General features: G+C 34.7%; 9 protein-coding genes. 4 read left to right on the top strand and 5 right to left on the bottom strand.

Annotated features, from left to right (window positions below; genetic code table 11):
- Positions 1-190 precede the first annotated feature (190 nt).
- From HYY69_01305 to HYY69_01290, 4 genes are all read left to right on the top strand, one after another.
- Entirely contained in the window at positions 191-1,468 is a 1,278-nt protein-coding gene (locus HYY69_01305) for an ATP-binding protein (protein MBI3032084.1), read from the top strand.
- A gap of 80 nt (positions 1,469-1,548) precedes the next feature.
- Positions 1,549-2,400, top strand: coding sequence for a hypothetical protein (locus HYY69_01300; GenBank protein MBI3032083.1), 852 nt, complete (start codon positions 1,549-1,551; stop codon positions 2,398-2,400).
- A gap of 181 nt (positions 2,401-2,581) precedes the next feature.
- Positions 2,582-3,178 (top strand): hypothetical protein, encoded by a 597-nt coding sequence (locus tag HYY69_01295; protein ID MBI3032082.1) that lies wholly within the window; start codon positions 2,582-2,584, stop codon positions 3,176-3,178.
- Entirely contained in the window at positions 3,162-3,824 is a 663-nt protein-coding gene (locus HYY69_01290; GenBank protein MBI3032081.1) for a hypothetical protein, read from the top strand. Before HYY69_01295 ends, HYY69_01290 begins: the two co-directional genes overlap by 17 nt.
- Here the strand turns inward: HYY69_01290 and HYY69_01285 are convergent.
- From HYY69_01285 to HYY69_01265, 5 genes are read right to left on the bottom strand one after another with little or no spacing between them, the layout of a single operon-like run.
- Positions 3,807-9,905: a fibronectin type III domain-containing protein gene (locus HYY69_01285; protein ID MBI3032080.1), complete on the bottom strand. Its 6,099-nt coding sequence runs from the start codon at positions 9,903-9,905 to the stop codon at positions 3,807-3,809. The two genes, HYY69_01290 and HYY69_01285, sit on opposite strands and share 18 nt — an antisense overlap.
- A gap of 5 nt (positions 9,906-9,910) precedes the next feature.
- Positions 9,911-11,947 carry a hypothetical protein gene (locus HYY69_01280; protein MBI3032079.1) on the bottom strand — a complete coding sequence of 679 codons (2,037 nt, stop codon included), beginning with the start codon at positions 11,945-11,947 and terminating at the stop codon, positions 9,911-9,913.
- Positions 11,944-12,735, bottom strand: coding sequence for a hypothetical protein (locus tag HYY69_01275; GenBank protein ID MBI3032078.1), 792 nt, complete (start codon positions 12,733-12,735; stop codon positions 11,944-11,946). The genes HYY69_01280 and HYY69_01275 overlap by 4 nt, the downstream gene beginning before the upstream one ends.
- Before the next feature lie 2 nt (positions 12,736-12,737).
- A complete protein-coding gene (locus HYY69_01270; GenBank protein ID MBI3032077.1) occupies positions 12,738-15,020 on the bottom strand; it encodes a hypothetical protein in 2,283 nt (760 codons plus the stop codon).
- A gap of 14 nt (positions 15,021-15,034) precedes the next feature.
- Positions 15,035-18,541, bottom strand: coding sequence for a hypothetical protein (locus HYY69_01265; GenBank protein MBI3032076.1), 3,507 nt, complete (start codon positions 18,539-18,541; stop codon positions 15,035-15,037).
- Positions 18,542-18,553: the final 12 nt, after the last annotated feature.

Here is an 18,553-nt window from a genome sequence, read left to right as displayed (position 1 = left end):
GTATCACCATTATAATATATATATACTTTTTTAATGTACTTACTTATAAATTATTATGTCATATATAATAAAAAATAGCGACATTAATATCATATTCTTAAATATGTAAGTTACTATTTTACTATTATTTATAAATGTATGTTATATAATAACGAAAGCTATATAAATCAGTATCGTTTAGTAAACAGGTATGGATAAGAATATACTTAGGCAAATATTGAGCGATCATCAGAATCAGTTTAGAAGAGAAGAAAATATTGTAGAACGGGAGTTAAACACCCATTATATTTTCAAGGGAAATGAAATAATAATAATATCGGGCATACGAAGATGCGGTAAAAGTACTTTTTTGAGATTATTAGCTAAAAAAGTTGAAGGTATAAAGATATTTATTGATTTCGATGATGTGCGATTTGTTGATTTTGATCACCATAATTTCCAAGATATTCAGGAATTAATTGCTGAAATATATGGGGTTAGTCAGAAAAAATATTACTTTTTAGATGAAGTTCAAAATATTCAATACTGGGAAAAGTGGGTGAACAATCTCTATGCTCAGGGTAACAAAGTTTTTGTTACTGGTTCAAATGCAACGTTGCTCAGTTCAGAAATAAGCACTTTTTTAACAGGAAGAAATAAAGTAGTCAAATTATTCCCCTTTTCGTTCAAGGAATTTTTGAAGCTGAAGGATTATCAAAACTTAGACGTAACAAAATTAACAACTGAAGAAAAAGGAAAAATATATGCTTTATTTTTAGAATATTTTGTTATGGGTGGGTTTCCGCTCATAATTAAAAATAACGATTTAGAGTTATCAAAGCAGTATTTTGATGATATACTAAATAAAGATGTTATAAATAGATATAAAATACGAGAAGTAAAAGAACTCAAAGATTTAATTTTGTTTTTATTTTCACATGTTAGTTCTCAGTATTCTTATTCCACTTTAAAGCAGGTAACTGGAATTAAAAGCTTAAGTACGATAAAAAATTATATTGATTATTTTCAAAATGTGTTTTTGTTATCTTCAGTACAGCGTTTTGATTACTCAATAAAAAAACAGAAAGTATCTTCTTCAAAGATATATGCGCTAGATAACAGTTTTTTAAAGACGGTAGCATTTAATTTTACTGAAAATTTAGGAAGAAGATTAGAAAATTTAATATTTATTGAATTGAAAAGACGAGATAAAGAAATATATTATCATACAGAAAAGAAAGAATGTGATATAGTGATCAGAGATGGTTTAAAAATTGTTCAAGCCATACAAGTTGCTGTGCATTTAGCTACACCTGAAACTAAAAAAAGAGAACTTGAAGGTCTTCTTGATGCCATGATTAAGTATAAACTATCAGAAGGATTGTTACTTACCTTGGAAACTGAAGAAATAATCATCAAAGGAGATAGAAAGATTATAGTTAAGCCTATTTGGAAATGGTTATTGGAAAACGAGACCGTAAAGTCATAGATTTAGGGAAAACTTTATATAACATTATACTGTCACAGTAGTAACATAAATATATAAAGGTGTATTATATGGATTTACGTATGTTGCTATTTCAAACCATTGAAGCTACCAAAGGTATAGGTAAATCTCTTTTCTCAAACTTATTGTGGTTGGCAAAGAATAAACAAGGAGATGCAGGACATGCTAAGAACGGTAAACCTGCTAAAGATCTTGATTTAGATACCATAGCTGGAACAGATAAATTAGGAAATGTGAAATTAGGCTTAGCTGAAATTGCTTATTTACTAATGCCAGAACAAATGGAGAAAAGAACTGTAGAACATGATGATGCACTCGATGATTTTCTCAGTCAAAATAAAATTGGAAGAAAAAAGATAAGTACTGCTAATGAACTAGAAAGTGAGATTTTAAAATATACAGAACATCATCATGATAAAACAAATGGAACAAAATATAAAGGAGGTGACCGGGATAACTACATTACTGACTTTTTAGAGGTTCTTTCACATCATCAAAATTATCGTAATTTGCGAGGTGCACAGAGAGCAGATGCCATTAAAGCTTTATTAAGCGCAGTAAAAGCTGCTGGTGGCTTTAAAAAATTAGTCGAAGCTTATGTTGAGGCAAAAAAAGATATTGTTGAAGACCGTTACAGAAATCATGTCCTTCATCATCAAATCAATAAATATGAAGGACATGAGAAAGTGCAACGAAGAATCGAATTGGCTGAGGAATTTTTAAAAGGTTATCAAGCATTATTACCAGAACATCTAAAAAAGAAAAAAAAGCAGGTATCTGCTAACGATATTCAAGAAGAAGTGCCTCAACTTGTTTCAGACAGAGCAGCTGAGATTTACAAACATTCATTAAGATACATGAAAGATGAACCAAACGAAGAAGGCCATGGTAGACATGGTCATGGCAGTCATTAAGTATTTGGCAATCATTTAGTCTTTTTCTTAAAGGTGAATATTCCAACTTGTCTTTGACGAGTGGTTTGAGGTTGATCAATCACGTTGAGAATATTCACATTTTTATATAATCAATTAACATTTAAATAACTTTCATAAAAAATAGAAACATTTATAAATACCATACAATTATAAGTGAAACATGAAGCAGAAAGAACTGATCGTAAGAGAGATTCTATTCCAAGCAATAGAGAAGAATAACAAAACATTAACCCAGGCTTACTTATCCAGAGAATTAAATATTTCATTAAGCATGGTAAATAATACTATCCGCCTATTAAGTCAGATGAATGCTCTTTCTATTCAGCAGCGTTCGTTCATAATAACTGACATAAAAAAAATACTGTATTATTGGGCTTCAGCAAGAAACTTTGAAAAAGATATTATTTATACAACAAGAGTTGAACTCCCGGTAAAGGATATTGAAAAAAGCATGCCTGATTCTATTAGGTTTACTGGTTATTCCGGATATAAACTTTATTTTCATCAAGTGCCTGCAGATTATTCAGAAGTTTATGTTTATGAAGATGAACAAAATATTAAAGAGCTTGAGAAACGTTTTCCTAAAAATAATATGCCGCCAAATCTATTTGTGCTAAAAAAAGATACTATCATGGATAATTATGGAAAATCGATCCCCTTAGGAAACATTTTTGTTGACTTATGGAATATTAAAAGCTGGTACGCAAAAGAATTTGTAAACGCATTTGAGGAAAAGTATCATGGAATATTGGAATAGTTTGTTAACTGAGAAAAGCTGGCAGATATTATTAGAATTAACAGAACAAACTAAAGAAAAAAATAAGGAATTTGATTTCATAGTTATCGGCGGCTGGGCAATATATTTATGGACAAAACAGCATAAAAGCATGGATGTTGACATTGCGCTTACCAATATTAAAACATTGGATTACTTAAAACAACATTATAACCTGAAAAAAAATGATCGATTAAAAAAATATGAAATCTCGTTTGAAGAAATTGATGTTGACATTTATGTGCCTTACTATTCTGATCTGAGTATTCCTATCGAAGATCTTAACGTACATATCACGAACATAGAAAACATAAAAGTGCCAAAACCTGAGATATTAATCATATTAAAACAAGCCGCTGAAATTAATAGGCATGCTTCAGTTAAAGGAATAAAAGATCAAATTGATATTATGACCTTACTGTTATACGTTGGCATTGACTTTAATAAATACTTCACCCTGCTGAAAAAATATAATCATCCAGAATATTATGAACATCTTAAGAGCTTAGTCAAGAATTTTAAAGAATATAATTATGTTAATTTAAATCCGCGGCAATTTAAGATAAAAAAAGAAATAATATTAGAAAAGTTAAAGAAAACTTATTACGTACTATTCTACAGTAGTTGACTGTCCTTCAACAACATTTGTTGCTGATGCAGGTTTATCAAGAGAAATAGTTTCTGTTGCCTGCCTTGCTTCTTCCCAGATATCACAGTTTCCTCCGCCAAGACATACCATAATATCAGATTCTCGAAGCTGTTTGTCAGTTTTATCCTGATGAAATCTAAATCCCTGGCGTGACTGAGTAGAGATTTGGCCTACACTCTCGCCTTTCTTTACCATGCCATCAGCAGCAGTTACCGTAATTTGATACATGGTTTCAATATCACGCGTTGCTTTTGCTTCAGGATACCACCAGAATGCATAAAATGACGGAGCATGTTGCTTGTTAAAGGTAGATCGCTGTGGATTTGGCACAATACCGCAGGTGTTGACGCCATCTTGGAAAGAGGGATTTTGAGAAAATCCTTTAAACCATTTGTTGTCAATAATAAATTCAGCAGCGCAATTATAAGCAGTTGATCTGCCTGCGCTTTGAATTTCAATAGTTATTTTTTTAATATCATTATTATCATCCCATATATTAAAGCCTAAAGGAACATGCGGTCTGCCTCCTGCATCTGGAACATCATTATTATTAAAGTAATCTCCGATTGGTTCAATGAAATCAATTAATGGTTTTTCCAATCCTGTTGCAATGTCTCCGCGTTTATAGCTGAAGGATAATGTTTGAGGCTTTCCATCATACCAAATAGGCGTATCTCCCTGGCCATTTTCATTGCTGTCTGCAAGAATATCTATTTTTATTGTTGAACTGCCAGCGCTGCCATGAACTTCTTTGTACGTGGTAAACATTCCATCAAATACCTGCCATGCATCTTTAATTGAATGCTGCTTATGAATTTTCTGATACATTTCTTGCATATTTTCAGGAGATTCTTTTTCTCCTCTTTTAAACCTAAAAGCAAAATCTTTAAGATCAGCATAATCTTTAGATGGCTGGACATTAAGGAATCTTATTTCCCGTATATGAGAAATGCTTTTACCATATATTTTTTGAGAAGTATCTTTTTCAGAACCATATTCTTTTTTAGGATCAATGCACGTTATAAAACCAAAAGGATCTCGAATATCAGCATCTGTAGAAAGTGTGTTGCAATCAATTTCAACTTCAGTGCCCTGTCTGCTCATAGCAAAAAGCCTGATCTGAGCAGCATCCCATTTTTGGCCTTTATCTTCTTTGCAGTTATCATATTGTTTTAGTTGTGTTAAAACATCCTGAACATTTTTGGTACCTTCGCCAATTTTTTCTTTTATGTCGTCGCATTCTGCCCCAACATATCGGTCAGCAAGAACTTTAAAGATCCCATCAATAACAGGAATTTCAATAGAATATGTTTTATATCCTTGGCTTGTCGTTAAAGCTGGCGGCGTATCAATCCAGAGATTATACATTCTTTCTCCGCCATAGTCTGGAGCACCTGACGCGCTTGCTTCTCCTGTTGAAATAACCGGTATTTGATATTCAACACTTCTTCCATTTTCTGGAATCACCCGCAAGTAAAAATAAGGATCTTGATATCTATTGGATAATTTAACAAGAGCATTAACTTTATTATCGGGATAATACTGCGGCACGTTTCCTGGACTTAATCGCGTTCCTTCACCCATTTTATACAACTGCACTATACCGAATTTGTCTTCTAAAAAGTCAGGGCCTTTGCACTGGATGCCGCCGACAACTTCAAACGTGCAGCCATAGGCGAGATCGCCTTTGCGTTTGATATCAACATACAGTGGTTTAGTGATGCTTTTCCCGCCGAGTTCATATTTGTACTCAACAACAAGCACATTGTACCAGTACAACGAATTATCATGAACATCATTTATGTTTTCATTAATTGAATCCTGGCGTTGCAATGATTTAAGAGTATATCCAGGAACATAACGTGGCGGCAAACTTGTTCGAGGACAAAAATTACCATTTGGCTTATTTGGATCACACTCATATCTCATGCTAACCGACATAGGTCCGCCTGGCCAGACACCGATACCAATATAATAACCAATCATCATTCTGCCAGTAAAAGGATCAAAACCATAAGGCCTTGATTCAGCATCAACCGTAATGATAGGTTCAACAGTAATAGCGTCAACAACTTGACCAAGCAATCCTTCAAGATATGACCAATCTTGCAATACTGCAAACATGCAAATTTTATTATTGAGCTGATCTGAGCTTAATCCAAGACGTGAATCAACAATGCCTTTGTAACGATTCGAAAGCTGCTGAGTAATTGCTCCTGCGCTATTTTTGTAATTACTGACACCTTCTCTGCCAAACAAGCCACCAAGCAAACCAGAACTTCCCTCAGATGTTCCAAATAATGATTTAAACACAACATCACTCATTAAATCGCAGACAAACTGCGCAAGCAATCGTTCGCAAAAACCTCCCTTAACCTCGCCAAGAGATGCCTGGCGCAAACATTGCTGAGCTCCTTTCATAATGCGGACATAATTATCAACATGGCCTTTTACTCCAGGCAAGCATCCGCAAGCAGCACTGGTCAATATTCCTTTTGCTGGATTAACATCATCAAGATCTGCAAGGCATTTGGTATTATCAAATGCTGGACACTCTGCACTGTAACATCCAATAAAATCACCAGCTTTTGGAATCCCTAATTCAGGACTTGTTTTCCCGCTGCATTCATATTTAACTTCTTTATCACTCCATGTTGTTTTACCGCGCAAGAAAGAATCCTTTCCTTGCTCTTCAAGGGTATATTTAATAAGAGTTCTATCGCCGCTGCCGCATTTCTGCCTGATAGCAGAATCAATATCACTTACATAGACAACCTTATTGTCTTGATCAGAAGTTATGCTTATTTCTCTGCCGCCAGCCGCAACTTTTCTTCTTTCTATATCAAAATATTCAACGGTATAACGTTTGTTGTCAGAAATTTGATTTTGGAAGATATCAGGGGTTTCCATAGGAACATACGCCTGCCCAAGATTCTTTTCAGCTTTAATTTCACCAGCATGTTTTTTAAGCCAGGAATCCATCGGCATATTTTTATCAGTTTTACGAGCATAGTATGCATTATAATATTCTTTATTTTGAGCTGCGGTATTTAAGACTGCAGTGTTATCACTTACTTGTTTGCCATCAACAGTAAATCCGCTATGTTTAAAACCATCGCATTTTGGCGGCACTGCAGGACACATCACGCGATCGCAGACCCAGTAAACTGTTTCTAAATCCTGCTCAGCTTGACTGCATTGCCCAGAAGATGATGATTCTGCGGCTCCCCCGCCAAAACCTGATTTAAGATAATTCCATGCAATCAAGCCGCCGCAACCAACTAAAGTATACATTGAAGCTTTTTTAGTGTATTCTGAGATTTTTTCTCCACTGCTTATAAGCTTATCGAGAACTTCAATAGTGCTATTGATCATTTCAGGGGTTAAGAAAAATGTATAGTCAAGTGGTTTTTCAATTTTATAAGCAAAGGTAGGATATACCTGGCACAATGGCTGTAAATTGCCGTTAACGCTGTATTTAAGTTTAGTTTCTAGGTAGACATCAATCAATGCAGGTAAGTCTGCTATCTTGCCAGTATATTTATTTACCTGCAATGGCACATAAAGATAAACACGATTGGTTTGAAGATCATATTTGCTGTACTTAAAAGTTTTCAAAGAAATCATATCATTCCCATTTTTAACTTTTCCACCGCCTAATGATTGAGGCAATGCTTCAATTTCAGCCTTAAGAAGATCAGGAATAAAAGGATCATGCATGCTGTTTCTATCAACATTAGTGCCAGTAACTTGCACTTCAGGAATTCCTGGTCCAAGATATTCGAGAGGAATAAACACTGATCCTAGCACAACACTATCAGTTATTTCCCGAGAATAAATAAGGCTTGGATACACACGCATATCTGCGTATGATACACGCCAATCTGGACAACCTGGTTCATAGGTAATTATTTTAGAAGTTTCCGCGACATTACCTGCAGGATCTTCTGCCATAAATACAATTTTATTTCTTCCTTGTAATTTTTGGACGCCCATAAATAAAGGAACACGAATAGTGAATTTTCCCTCAGCATCAGCTGTTGCTGTAGAAGTAGACCCAAGAACAGCTCCGAGAAGATCTACATTTTCTGAGATGAGCGTTCCCGGTAATGAATAAGTTTTTCCAATGCTTAATCGGCAATTGCCAAAGTTCTTCGTAAACTCAAGATCATCGCAGCCATTAAATTCGCCAAAGTTAGCTGCATATACTTTAGCGCCTGGATCAGTTTTTCCTTCGATGGTAATAAGTTTAAAATGTGTTTTTTGCTTAAATTCTGTAATAAACTCAAGTTTTGGTTTAGTAATATCTTTGACAATAAGTTTTTCAAAAATATGCTGATTCCCTGCTTTATCAGTTGCGATAACGCGAAGAGTATTGTTATTATTGCTTAAACTAATATTTACTGCAAATAATCCAGCATCACCTAAAGTACTTTGATTGCTTGGATCAGCCCCAATCACTCCTGCTTTTGCTTTTAATGATCCGCCAATAAACACGGTAACTTCAGCATCAGGGTCAGTTAAGCCTTTGACTTCAATTTCAGCTTGATTAGTAACATCCGGCAAAGGCTGAACTTCCAAAGAAGGCGGAGCATTATCAATGACCGTACTAAGAACAATTTCATCTTTTTTACCTTGTTGATCCCAGGATACAACACGAATAAGATTCTTGCCTGTTACTCCATCATGAGAAACAAGGGGATTCAGCAGAATTTCTTCTCGAAAACTTGACTGATTAATAATTTTCTGCACTTGCGGATTAGGATCTTCATTGATAAAGATAAATAATTTAGCGCCTGGTTTTGTTGAACCGGTGATGTTAACACGCAAGCCAGCAACAAGTTCAGGCAACGGATCAACATCAAGAAACACACCTTTTTGCGCTAAGGTAGTAAACGAAGACGATTCACTAGACATACCGGCAAAACCGCCAATATGCTCTATTTTGAAATGATAGGTTGTTCCTGATAGTAATCCCTGCAGTTGAACTGCATGGATTGTAGAAGGAATATCTTTTTCAGGAGTCTTCAGATTAAAGGCATCTCCTAAACCATAATGAACTATTCCTTTAGCATCAAGATTAGTTCGCCATTTTATCACTGCTGAGTCTTTGGTAATGCTTGTTGCTTCAACCTGTGTTATCTGCAGCGTTGTTGTTTCATTGACTGCAGTAGTAAAAGAGTAGATATCACTTGCAGCATTGTTAGAAGAAACTTTGTAATAATAAGTTTTCCCAGATTCAAGCTCTTCTAGTTTAATGGCATGGATTGTTTTAAGATCAGGTAAATTTTTATCAATCTTAAATTCAGTTAAGCTTGATTTTCCTAAACCATATTGTACTGAACCATTGCTTTGATCATCAGTCTGCCAATTAACTTCTGCGCTGTTTTGAGTGACTTTCAATGCCTGAACAAAAGAAATAATGGTTAATTTTTCTGGTGTTGTTACTGATAATGGATCTGAAAATCCTGTTTCACGATTCAATGCATCAACAGCAGTCAGCGTAAAAACATAGGTTGTTTTTGGTGTTGCTAAGAAACTGAAGGTGGTGATAGTAGGATCAGTAATTGTTGTAAACAAAGCATTGTTTAAACCATTATTAACATAAAGATTGTATTTAACAGCTTGAGGCACAACAGTCCATTCAAGAGTTATATTATTGTATTCAACACTTTTCGCTTGCGGTTTATTAGGTTTAATTAAAAAAGTAGTAAAAGAATCCCAAGTTGCCTGCGTTGCAAGATTTACGCCGTCAGTTGATTCTATTTTAAAAAAATATTTAGTTGCAGGCTGCAAGCCTGTTAGCACCACAGAATGTTTTATTTTATGGCCGCCAGTTTCAGGAATAGTTTTAACTGATTCAATATCAAACCCATATTTGACCTTTCCATCTGCCAATTGATTAGTAGTCCAGTTGATTTCAGCAGAATTACTTGTTGGTGTAACAATAACTGAACCAGGGGTGATTTCTAGACCATAAACAATCGATACGCCTAAAAGTACCATAAGTACGATAATGCCTGCTTTCTCGATCTGTTTACTATTTTTGTTTTTTAACATGTTCATTAGCTTAATGTTAATCGCGGTGCATATTTCTTTGATTCTTCAATCGCAAATTCAAATGCTTGTTTTTGTTTTTTAACATCATGTTCATAAACAGGAACATCCTTAAGATAAACATAAAACATAACGCCTCCTCTATACTGAAGCTGCTCAAGATCAGGTATCCAGGACAATTCTGCTCCGCCTAATAATCTTTCCTCATTAAATAATTTGATATCCAAATCATAGTTTACAACGTCTAAAGCTAGAGGAACAGTAGATGTTAACTCTGAAGGATGGACAAATTGCTGTTCATAAGAAAGTTCTTTGTTTTCAACACGAATAAAAACATGCTCATCTTGTTTTAAATCACGTTCTTGAATAAATCCATTTTTATCTTCTATAACTTTCACTTTGATATTAAATGGTTTCACACGTTTCATATTCATAACCACATTAAAATTATTAGTCTGAGGATTCACGCTTTGCTGTTGATAGGTTGTTAGATAACCTTCTTTTTCAGCAATAATCAATCCATTTTCGCAATCAGGGAATAATGTTGTTAACATTGGTTCAGCGCCAGTAAGCTTGCCGCCAACACGAGGATAATCAGTACTTCCCATAGGACATCTAAAATTAACGCATTGATATGAAAGATTAACTCCTTGAAGGAGATTCTTTTCACTTATTGCTGCAGTATCATAGACAAACACTGATAATTGATTTTTTCGCAAAGAAATATTCGAAGGCTTAGTCTGAATATTGCCTTGGCTATCTACTGAATATTGCGTTATCTCTTCGGTGCCTTGATCACAATAAGCAGCATTTGTTTCTCCCTGCAATTCACTTGACCAAACAGAGACTTCATTATACCTGTTAGGTAAATTTCTTTTCACCACAACTGGTGTTGCGAAATAAAAGTTTTCTTCAGGATTCTTAGTATTAATAATCTGAAACATGATAGGATAAGTATAGGTATAATGATGATTATACATTTTAAAGCAGGTAAAAAGAAGCTCTGAAGCGGTGTATTCTATTGGTTTAACCATGCCATTTTTGCTCGGTGAGACTTCGAGTTCAAAATTCCATGCTGGATCATAAATAACATTGACGAGAAGATCGTTATATTTTGATGTCTTTTGCGTAACTTTGTAATTGTATTGCTTTTCATAATAAGGGATGCCAGTCTTAACATATTGCGTTCCTTCAAAATGAAGATACCGCATATTATACAAAATTAAATTTTTAATATGTTCTTCAAGCTGATCAACAGTCCAAGAACGAGGTTCACAGGTTAATTCCATTCCTGTATACGGAACTGAAGGAGAAACAGCAATCATATCATCAGTTAATTCTTCAAGAAATGCTTGTTCATTTTCAGCAGCCATTATTGAACGGCCTAAATTAAACATACTTCCCATAGACGTTTTAACATCAACTACAACAGGAGGCATTTTTTTAAAAGTTGTTGCAGCTTTTAACTTTAAGGTTGTAGGAATTTCAGTAGTAATAGTTACTTTTTTGTCAAGCAAGACAACACTGGTTTGTATTCCTTTAATTTCACTAAGATCATAGGTTGTTCTGAATGCATTAAAATTATTAATGCAGCTTGCAACCTGATCATTAACAAAAGTAACTAATTGATATTCAACTTGACTGGTAGAGGGCATATAATCACGAGAGCGATAAAACCAAAAAGGGACTTTAAAACCATTGTTGATTGACGCAAAAGGATCTTTATCCAAAACTTCTGGCAGGGTGATATAACCGCCTTGCATAGCAAGAAGAAACACACCTTGGTCAGCTGCATCTTTGATGCATTGTTCAGTAAACGTAACGACTGTGGCAAGATCTTTATCCAAAAAGAGTTTTTTCACATACATGGTTTGAGAAAAATAAGCAGTTAATCCTAGTATAATGATTAAAACCAACCCAATAATAATAAAGATAGTTATTTGCCCTTGCTTATATCCGTTATATCCTCCATGAGAAGGACAAACAGCCTGCAAACTATTAAAATCTCGAGGAACATCACCCTTTTTTTTCTCAATAGTTTTCATTGTTCGACAAGTGTTAGTATTTTTGAAAGATATAATTTTGCAAACGTAAAAAAACAGACATAAACTATAAGATAAACTATGGTTGAAGGAATCCCTTTTAAAAACACTAATGAATTTAAAAACATATTAATTATAATCCCAACAAGACCAAGTAATAGTAACGGAAGGAGATAATAATGAAGTTTAGTAAAAACAAAAGTAAATCCTTTTTTAAACACTACTGTAATAGTTGGTTTTATGATTGCTAAAGGATGGAAAATAACGAAAAAATAGATAGTAACAAATGGTATAATTAGTGAGAGTAAAACAGTTACTAAATACTGGGTTTTAAACAAGCTAAATAAGAAAATTAACAGCACGATGAATACTGTTAGAAATAGATTAATAATACTAAATCGCCAAAATATTCTTTGCGTCAAGGGAACATTATAAACTTCTGCCCAAATTAATCCTTTAAAGAAGCTATAGTGCGCGAGTAATGCTAAGAATAATACCCCTAACATAAAAAATGCTGAATATAGCAATGATTTTATTTGACTGGCATAAGCTTGCATTTGGCTAGGTCCTTGTTGAGCTATACTTAATAACTGCTGCATTTCAACATATTTAGTGCCAATAAGCTTATAGAACACCATGATTATGGCAAATAATAAGATATAAAACAAGAAATCATAAGCGCAAATCTTTAGAAACGTTTTTTCAAGGCGAAAATTAGCAAAGAATATTTTAAATTCTGCAGTAAGTTTTTCTTTAAAAGATATCTTTTCGTGCTTTTTGATAGGTTTCATAATCATTGACACCCTTGTAATCCCTTTGAACGCGGATCATCATAAATATCGCAAATAGTATGCACAGGCAAAGCTTTATTTTGTATTTCTTCAGTATCACTGCAATCTGTTGCAGATAATGTTCCAGCATTGCTTCCACCGTTAGAATCTTCTTCAGTTGCTGTTTCAAACTTGCTACCATGCAAACCGCCATCTAAAGGCATGCATAATCTTCCGTCTGGATCAGTACTGTCCTGGCTTAAAAACATATCAACACAGGCATAATTAAACCTGCATGCTCCTTTATTGCAGTCAAAGATTAATTGATCTGTTGCAAAATGCTGCCTATCAACACCATTTGCTCCTAATGAACCTTGATAAATAAAACCTCCTTGAATATCATCTGATCTATCACGAGTACAACTATTAATTAAATACACTTCATATACCATTGCCCCAGCTAAACTCATCGAAAATGAATACCGGTATAAGGTTGGCGTTACTTCCTCTCTTTTACCAGCAAAGAGTTTATACACATAAATATTACTAAAAGGATCAGCATCACGGAGCACATTGAAATCAGTTATTGCCTTTACATCCATTCCCCAATATGAAGGTGGATTGTCTACCCATTGTGTCGTAACAGGTATACCATCTTGTGTCCTTATATTATATCCTGCAGCGCACATTAATGTAGGTACACGCTTTGCTTTTTGATACCAGTCTGCTTGTTCGACTGCAAAACCAAATAATTTCCCAACTTCACTTCTAAACTTTTCAGAATAAATTCTATAACCAGCTTTTAACTGATCTTTAACAAATCCACATTCTTCGCCTTCATTATTCTTTGTGTCATCTGCTATTTTTTCCACACAACCGTCAAGCGCAGTTTCAGCTAAATCAAAGGGATCTTTATCGCCAACTTTGAATTTCTCTTTACCTTTTACAACATAATATTGACCATCTTCCTCTTCAACATCACAGGTTTCACATTTTACTTGTTCATAGGTTCCTTCGTTTGGATTATATTTTAACTCATAAATAGTGCCTTCACTCCATATCTGATCATCAACAAATGCAAATTTACCTTTGTTACCAGAATCAGTAACAACATAATGCCCAGGAAATTGACCAGTTGGATCAAGAGAGTTTTTAACAAGCGCAAATTGAACTGATTTTTGATAATTATGGTATTTAGAAACATATTCTGAATTGTCTTTTTGAAGATTATATGAACCTACATCAACATTTTCAAATGTTGCTCCAGCGCTGTTGTATTTTCTATATATTTTTTTATCGCCAGTAGTCTCCATTTCAACAACTAAACCATCTGGAAGAAGGAAATTATTTTTATCAGTATAATAAATTTCACCAGTAGTTGATTTATGTTGACGAATGTTAATAGATTTGCCATCAGGACCTTTAGGGCTGGTCATAGTACGATATTGATTATTATTTAATTGATCTCCAGTAATTGCTTCAGTATTTTCTGTTGTACCTTGTTTATCTTGAGCCAATTTTAATAATCTTAATCCACCAGTTCCTTCAACAACAACACCTACTGATGATTTTTTGGGTGAAACTACTGGTTTAGCTGGTTCAGAAGCAACCCCTGAAGGTGATGGTGCTGGAGTTCCTGATGTAAATAACTGCGGGAAACTATTTTGAATATCAACAGCAAATGTAGCTTTTGCAGGAGCATATTCTGTTGGCAATGCAGCCACTAATAAACCATCTTTACGGATTACATTGAGTGTTAGTGTTTCATCCGCTTTAGTTGCGATTACATAGCCCTCTGGTACAATCACCCATCCCTTTGAAAGATCTGGTTGATAATAAATTATTGATTGTACGTGATCTTTATCTTTCCACTCAACACATACTTTTTGTGGATCTTTATTCCCCCCAGATAAATAACCTTTTGTTAGAGTTCCTTTACAAGAAGTTTTCTTTACTGCAAACCCAGTAACAGATCCTAATCCAGCATCGCCGACAATATCATTTCTCGTATCTACGTCTGCATTATCAAACTCATACACATTCTTATCAACAGGATTGTCTTTATTAACTTCAACCAGTATTTCTTCTGTTGTCTTCGTAGATTCTTTTAATGAAGAATCTACATTAACTTGAACATCTTCTACAACACTAAAACCAGTTAAAAACTCTTCTTCATTTGCTTGTTTATTTGAGGGTGCAGTAAATAAAGCATAGCCTATTACAACCATAATTACCATTATCATAAAGGTTGCTTGAACATATTTTCCCTGTTTTTTTTCGAGTAATTTCATTGCCATTGTTTCCATTATTTTTAATTAATTCATTTTGTAGGTATCACTCCTAATGCCTTTTCTTCTGCTGAAGGCTCGCTGGTTGGAGTAGCAGTTGTTCCAGATGATGAAGATGTTGTTGTTCCAGCATCAGAGCTAGTATCTGCTGCACCAGCGCTTGGTGAACTTTCTTCATCTCCACCACCCCATGATTTAAACTGATTAACAATATCTCCTATATCGGTAATAATATCACTCAGTGCAAAACCTGCACCTAAAAATGCTTCTACACGATATAATGCACATATACCATTTTTGCTTACAAAGTTGCCATCGCATATCCCTTGTTCTAATCCCATCTGTATCAATGAAGGTATAAATTGAGTAAAAAGACCCTTGACCATGTCTGTTACCATATACCATGGTATAAGATTAGTGCTCAGTAAATCACACACTTGGTAGCTGTAATAATTATCACAGATTGCAGGGTTCTCACCAGAGGCAACTGCTGTTAATCTGCATTTATTTTCTGTTTTTAACAAAATAGTTATTGATGCAAGGAATTTTTGTATTGTTGGCAGACACGGAGGTGCGCACAATGTTGCAAATATCAGATTTTGCTGAGGATCAAAAGTAATTTGCGGTGCTAAATCATATTTTTCAGCAAACGGATCTTTGGTTAAATCACGAACATCAACTGTTCCAACTTTTTCAGGATCATAGCTCATTCCGGGAATTTTACTTAATCCAAGAGAAAATCCTGGCGCATTGCTCTTTTGAACAGGAGCAATCATTTCTTTCCATGCTCTATCGCATTGTGTGCACATAAAAGCATCACACCAGAATCCAACACTTGCTAATTTTTTATCAGTTTTAAACATCCCAAAACCTTTAAATTTAGGATCTCCTTTATGCCCATACCATAAATCATTCAAAAAGTCAGATTGTAATTTACATTGTGAATCAGAACTGTACAAGGGCGGATAAATATTGCCAAATGCCATGGTAAAACCATTCACTACAACACAGGTATTATTGAGAATTGCCATAATTTTAGCATAAATAGTGCACATTCCACCCAACCATTTTGTCATCCACTCAAACACTTCTAACGTGCTTTCGAGATTTTCAATATGGTTTTTGTTTTCGATTAAACTGTCAAGGGCAGCATTGTCTGGACGGGAAAATAAATCATCAACTAAATCTACGATAAAGGTTGCTTTAAATGGTTCATTAGGTGTAAAAATTGCTGAGGTTTTAGAAGTTCCTTGGACGATAGTTCCATCACAAACAATAGTTAATTCTTTTTTATCTTTTACCATGGTTTTATCAAACACTGGAATAGTAATCAGAATATTTCTTTTGGAATTGCCAAAAGAACTTCCACTTTCAACAGGATAGTTTAATGCCTGCACAGCAAATTCTTTCATACCTTCATCTTTAGTAATTCTTCCAGGTGCGCCTCGACAAGAACTAATAAGAATTTCATGTACATGGCTATTAAACCCGCTTTTAGTTTGCCCTAAATCAATAGTAGCTCTAAGGGGAGTTCCTTGCTGTGACATCCATAAAAAATTTCTGTTTAAACTATAGGTTTTACCAGAAGGAAATACTCCTTTCAGCTCATCTTCCCAAACATCACGTTTTACTTCTTTAAAATCTACAACAATAATTGCATCTGAAGGTTTTTGTTCTTCAAGAGATTTTGAATTACCAGCATTATCAACAATTAAGAATCTTACTTTCACTTTTTTTTCTGAGATTGGACCTGCATATTCCCAAGTACATTTGTACAAATGCTCCTTGCTGCTATCAAAAGTAGCTGCAAAATGTTCTGGAAGTTCAACGCAATCAGTTGCTGGTGTTAAGCCTTGAGTAAAATCAAAAGCGCTGAAATCTGCAAAAGCACGTTCTGCAACTATGCCAGCTGCTTCTCCTTCTTCTCCGCCGCCTTTCTCAACAATAAATGCAGTAAGCAATGCTACATCCTGACCAGTTCCTACAAGCACTGTTCTATCAGACCCTAATGGTTTAATAGTAGCATTTTCTACGTCTGGAGCTAAATTATCAAAAAGAAACTCTCTGCTAAATTTATTGCCGATGAATTTATTACCTAGATCATCAAACGAGTCATCAACAGCTGCTTGAACCAGGTAGCGAGTGCCGTGAACAAAGCTTGATTCAGAAAGAGGAATTGCATCGAAAAGGCATTTCCACAAACTACCTTCTCTTGCGCAAGCAGATGCTTGCGCTTTTTTAGTGCCAATATCCATAAAAACTTTTTTCTGAAACAAGCCAACACCGGTTTCATCAATCGTCAAAAGAAACGTATTATTGGTTGGATTCAAAAATCCATCATACTGCGCTTGTAATTGAGTAACTGCTGGGCCTTGATTGTCAGTAGGAATAGTTACACTAAATTTCTCCTCAGCTTTATTATCTGCATCATCTTTTGCAGTTATACTAATTTCATAAGTATCCTGATCACTAGCTGCAATAACAATGTTTTTCCAGGTGCATTCGTAGATTGCAAACTCAGATAAAGCTTCAATATGCGCTAAACAAGTATCTGGAGCAATTGATTTATATTTTTGAACAAAAGATTGCGCTGGATTAAACGCTGCAAAATTTGCAGTAACTTTATCTGCAGTTATTTTACTAACATCATCAGTAATATTGATTTTAAGGTCAACCGTAGTAGCTACATTTTTTTTATGGGTTAAAATTCCGTTTGTTGCTGGATCATAAACACGAAATGTTTCTTTGATAATTGAGGGTGCCTGATAATCAACAGGCTGCACAACACAAGATGGCTCATCCATAACATTCCCAAATTTATCGCTTGCTTTGAGGCAGAACTGGACATCACCAGTCTGCAAACCAAGTTGCTGAACGTTAGTAGTAATGGATTTTGTAGCAGAGCATTGCTGTGTTTCAGCAACTTGTTCGGTAAGCACGAGTTGAAGAGTATCTTTATCTTTGCCAGCATACAATTCAACAACATCGATACCTGAACATTTGCTTTTGCATTCAGGATCGTCGCAAGCAGTATCTTCAACAGTATACGCAAGCTCAAAATCAGTTTCCAAAGTAATTTTCCCTTTAACAGAAACGCTTCCTGATGGCGGCTCGCTATCAACAACTATTTGCTCTGTTTTTTTGTCAAGAAGCTGGAAACTCTTATCAAATAAGGTGACGACTAAAGGTAAAACAGCTGCTTTATAATCAGCAGGCTGAGAAGCATATATACAAGTATAGATACTTTCTTCACCTAATACACAATCATTGGCATTCTCTTGAATTTTGTTGAAATTAACAAAAACATTTTCTTTTTTTACTTCAAGAGGAACTCCATCAACATTAAGAATAGTTGCATCAACCACGACCTGAACACTATCCTGCTCTTGTCGTATAACATTCCTAAAACCATCTTTGCCAGTTACATTAAGATTAGTCAAAGAGCCGGTAGCAGCATACGTTATTGCTGAAAGATAAGGAATAGTAAGCACTAACAAAATCATAAACAACGCGCATTTTTGATGTAAGTTTTTATTCATGGTTCTATCCTT

It is taken from the genome of Candidatus Woesearchaeota archaeon (assembly GCA_016192995.1).
Lineage (GTDB): Archaea > Nanobdellota > Nanobdellia > Woesearchaeales > DSVV01 > JACPTB01.
Note: the sequence above shows the minus strand (reverse complement) of the source record. Positions and strands in the feature narration are given on the sequence as shown.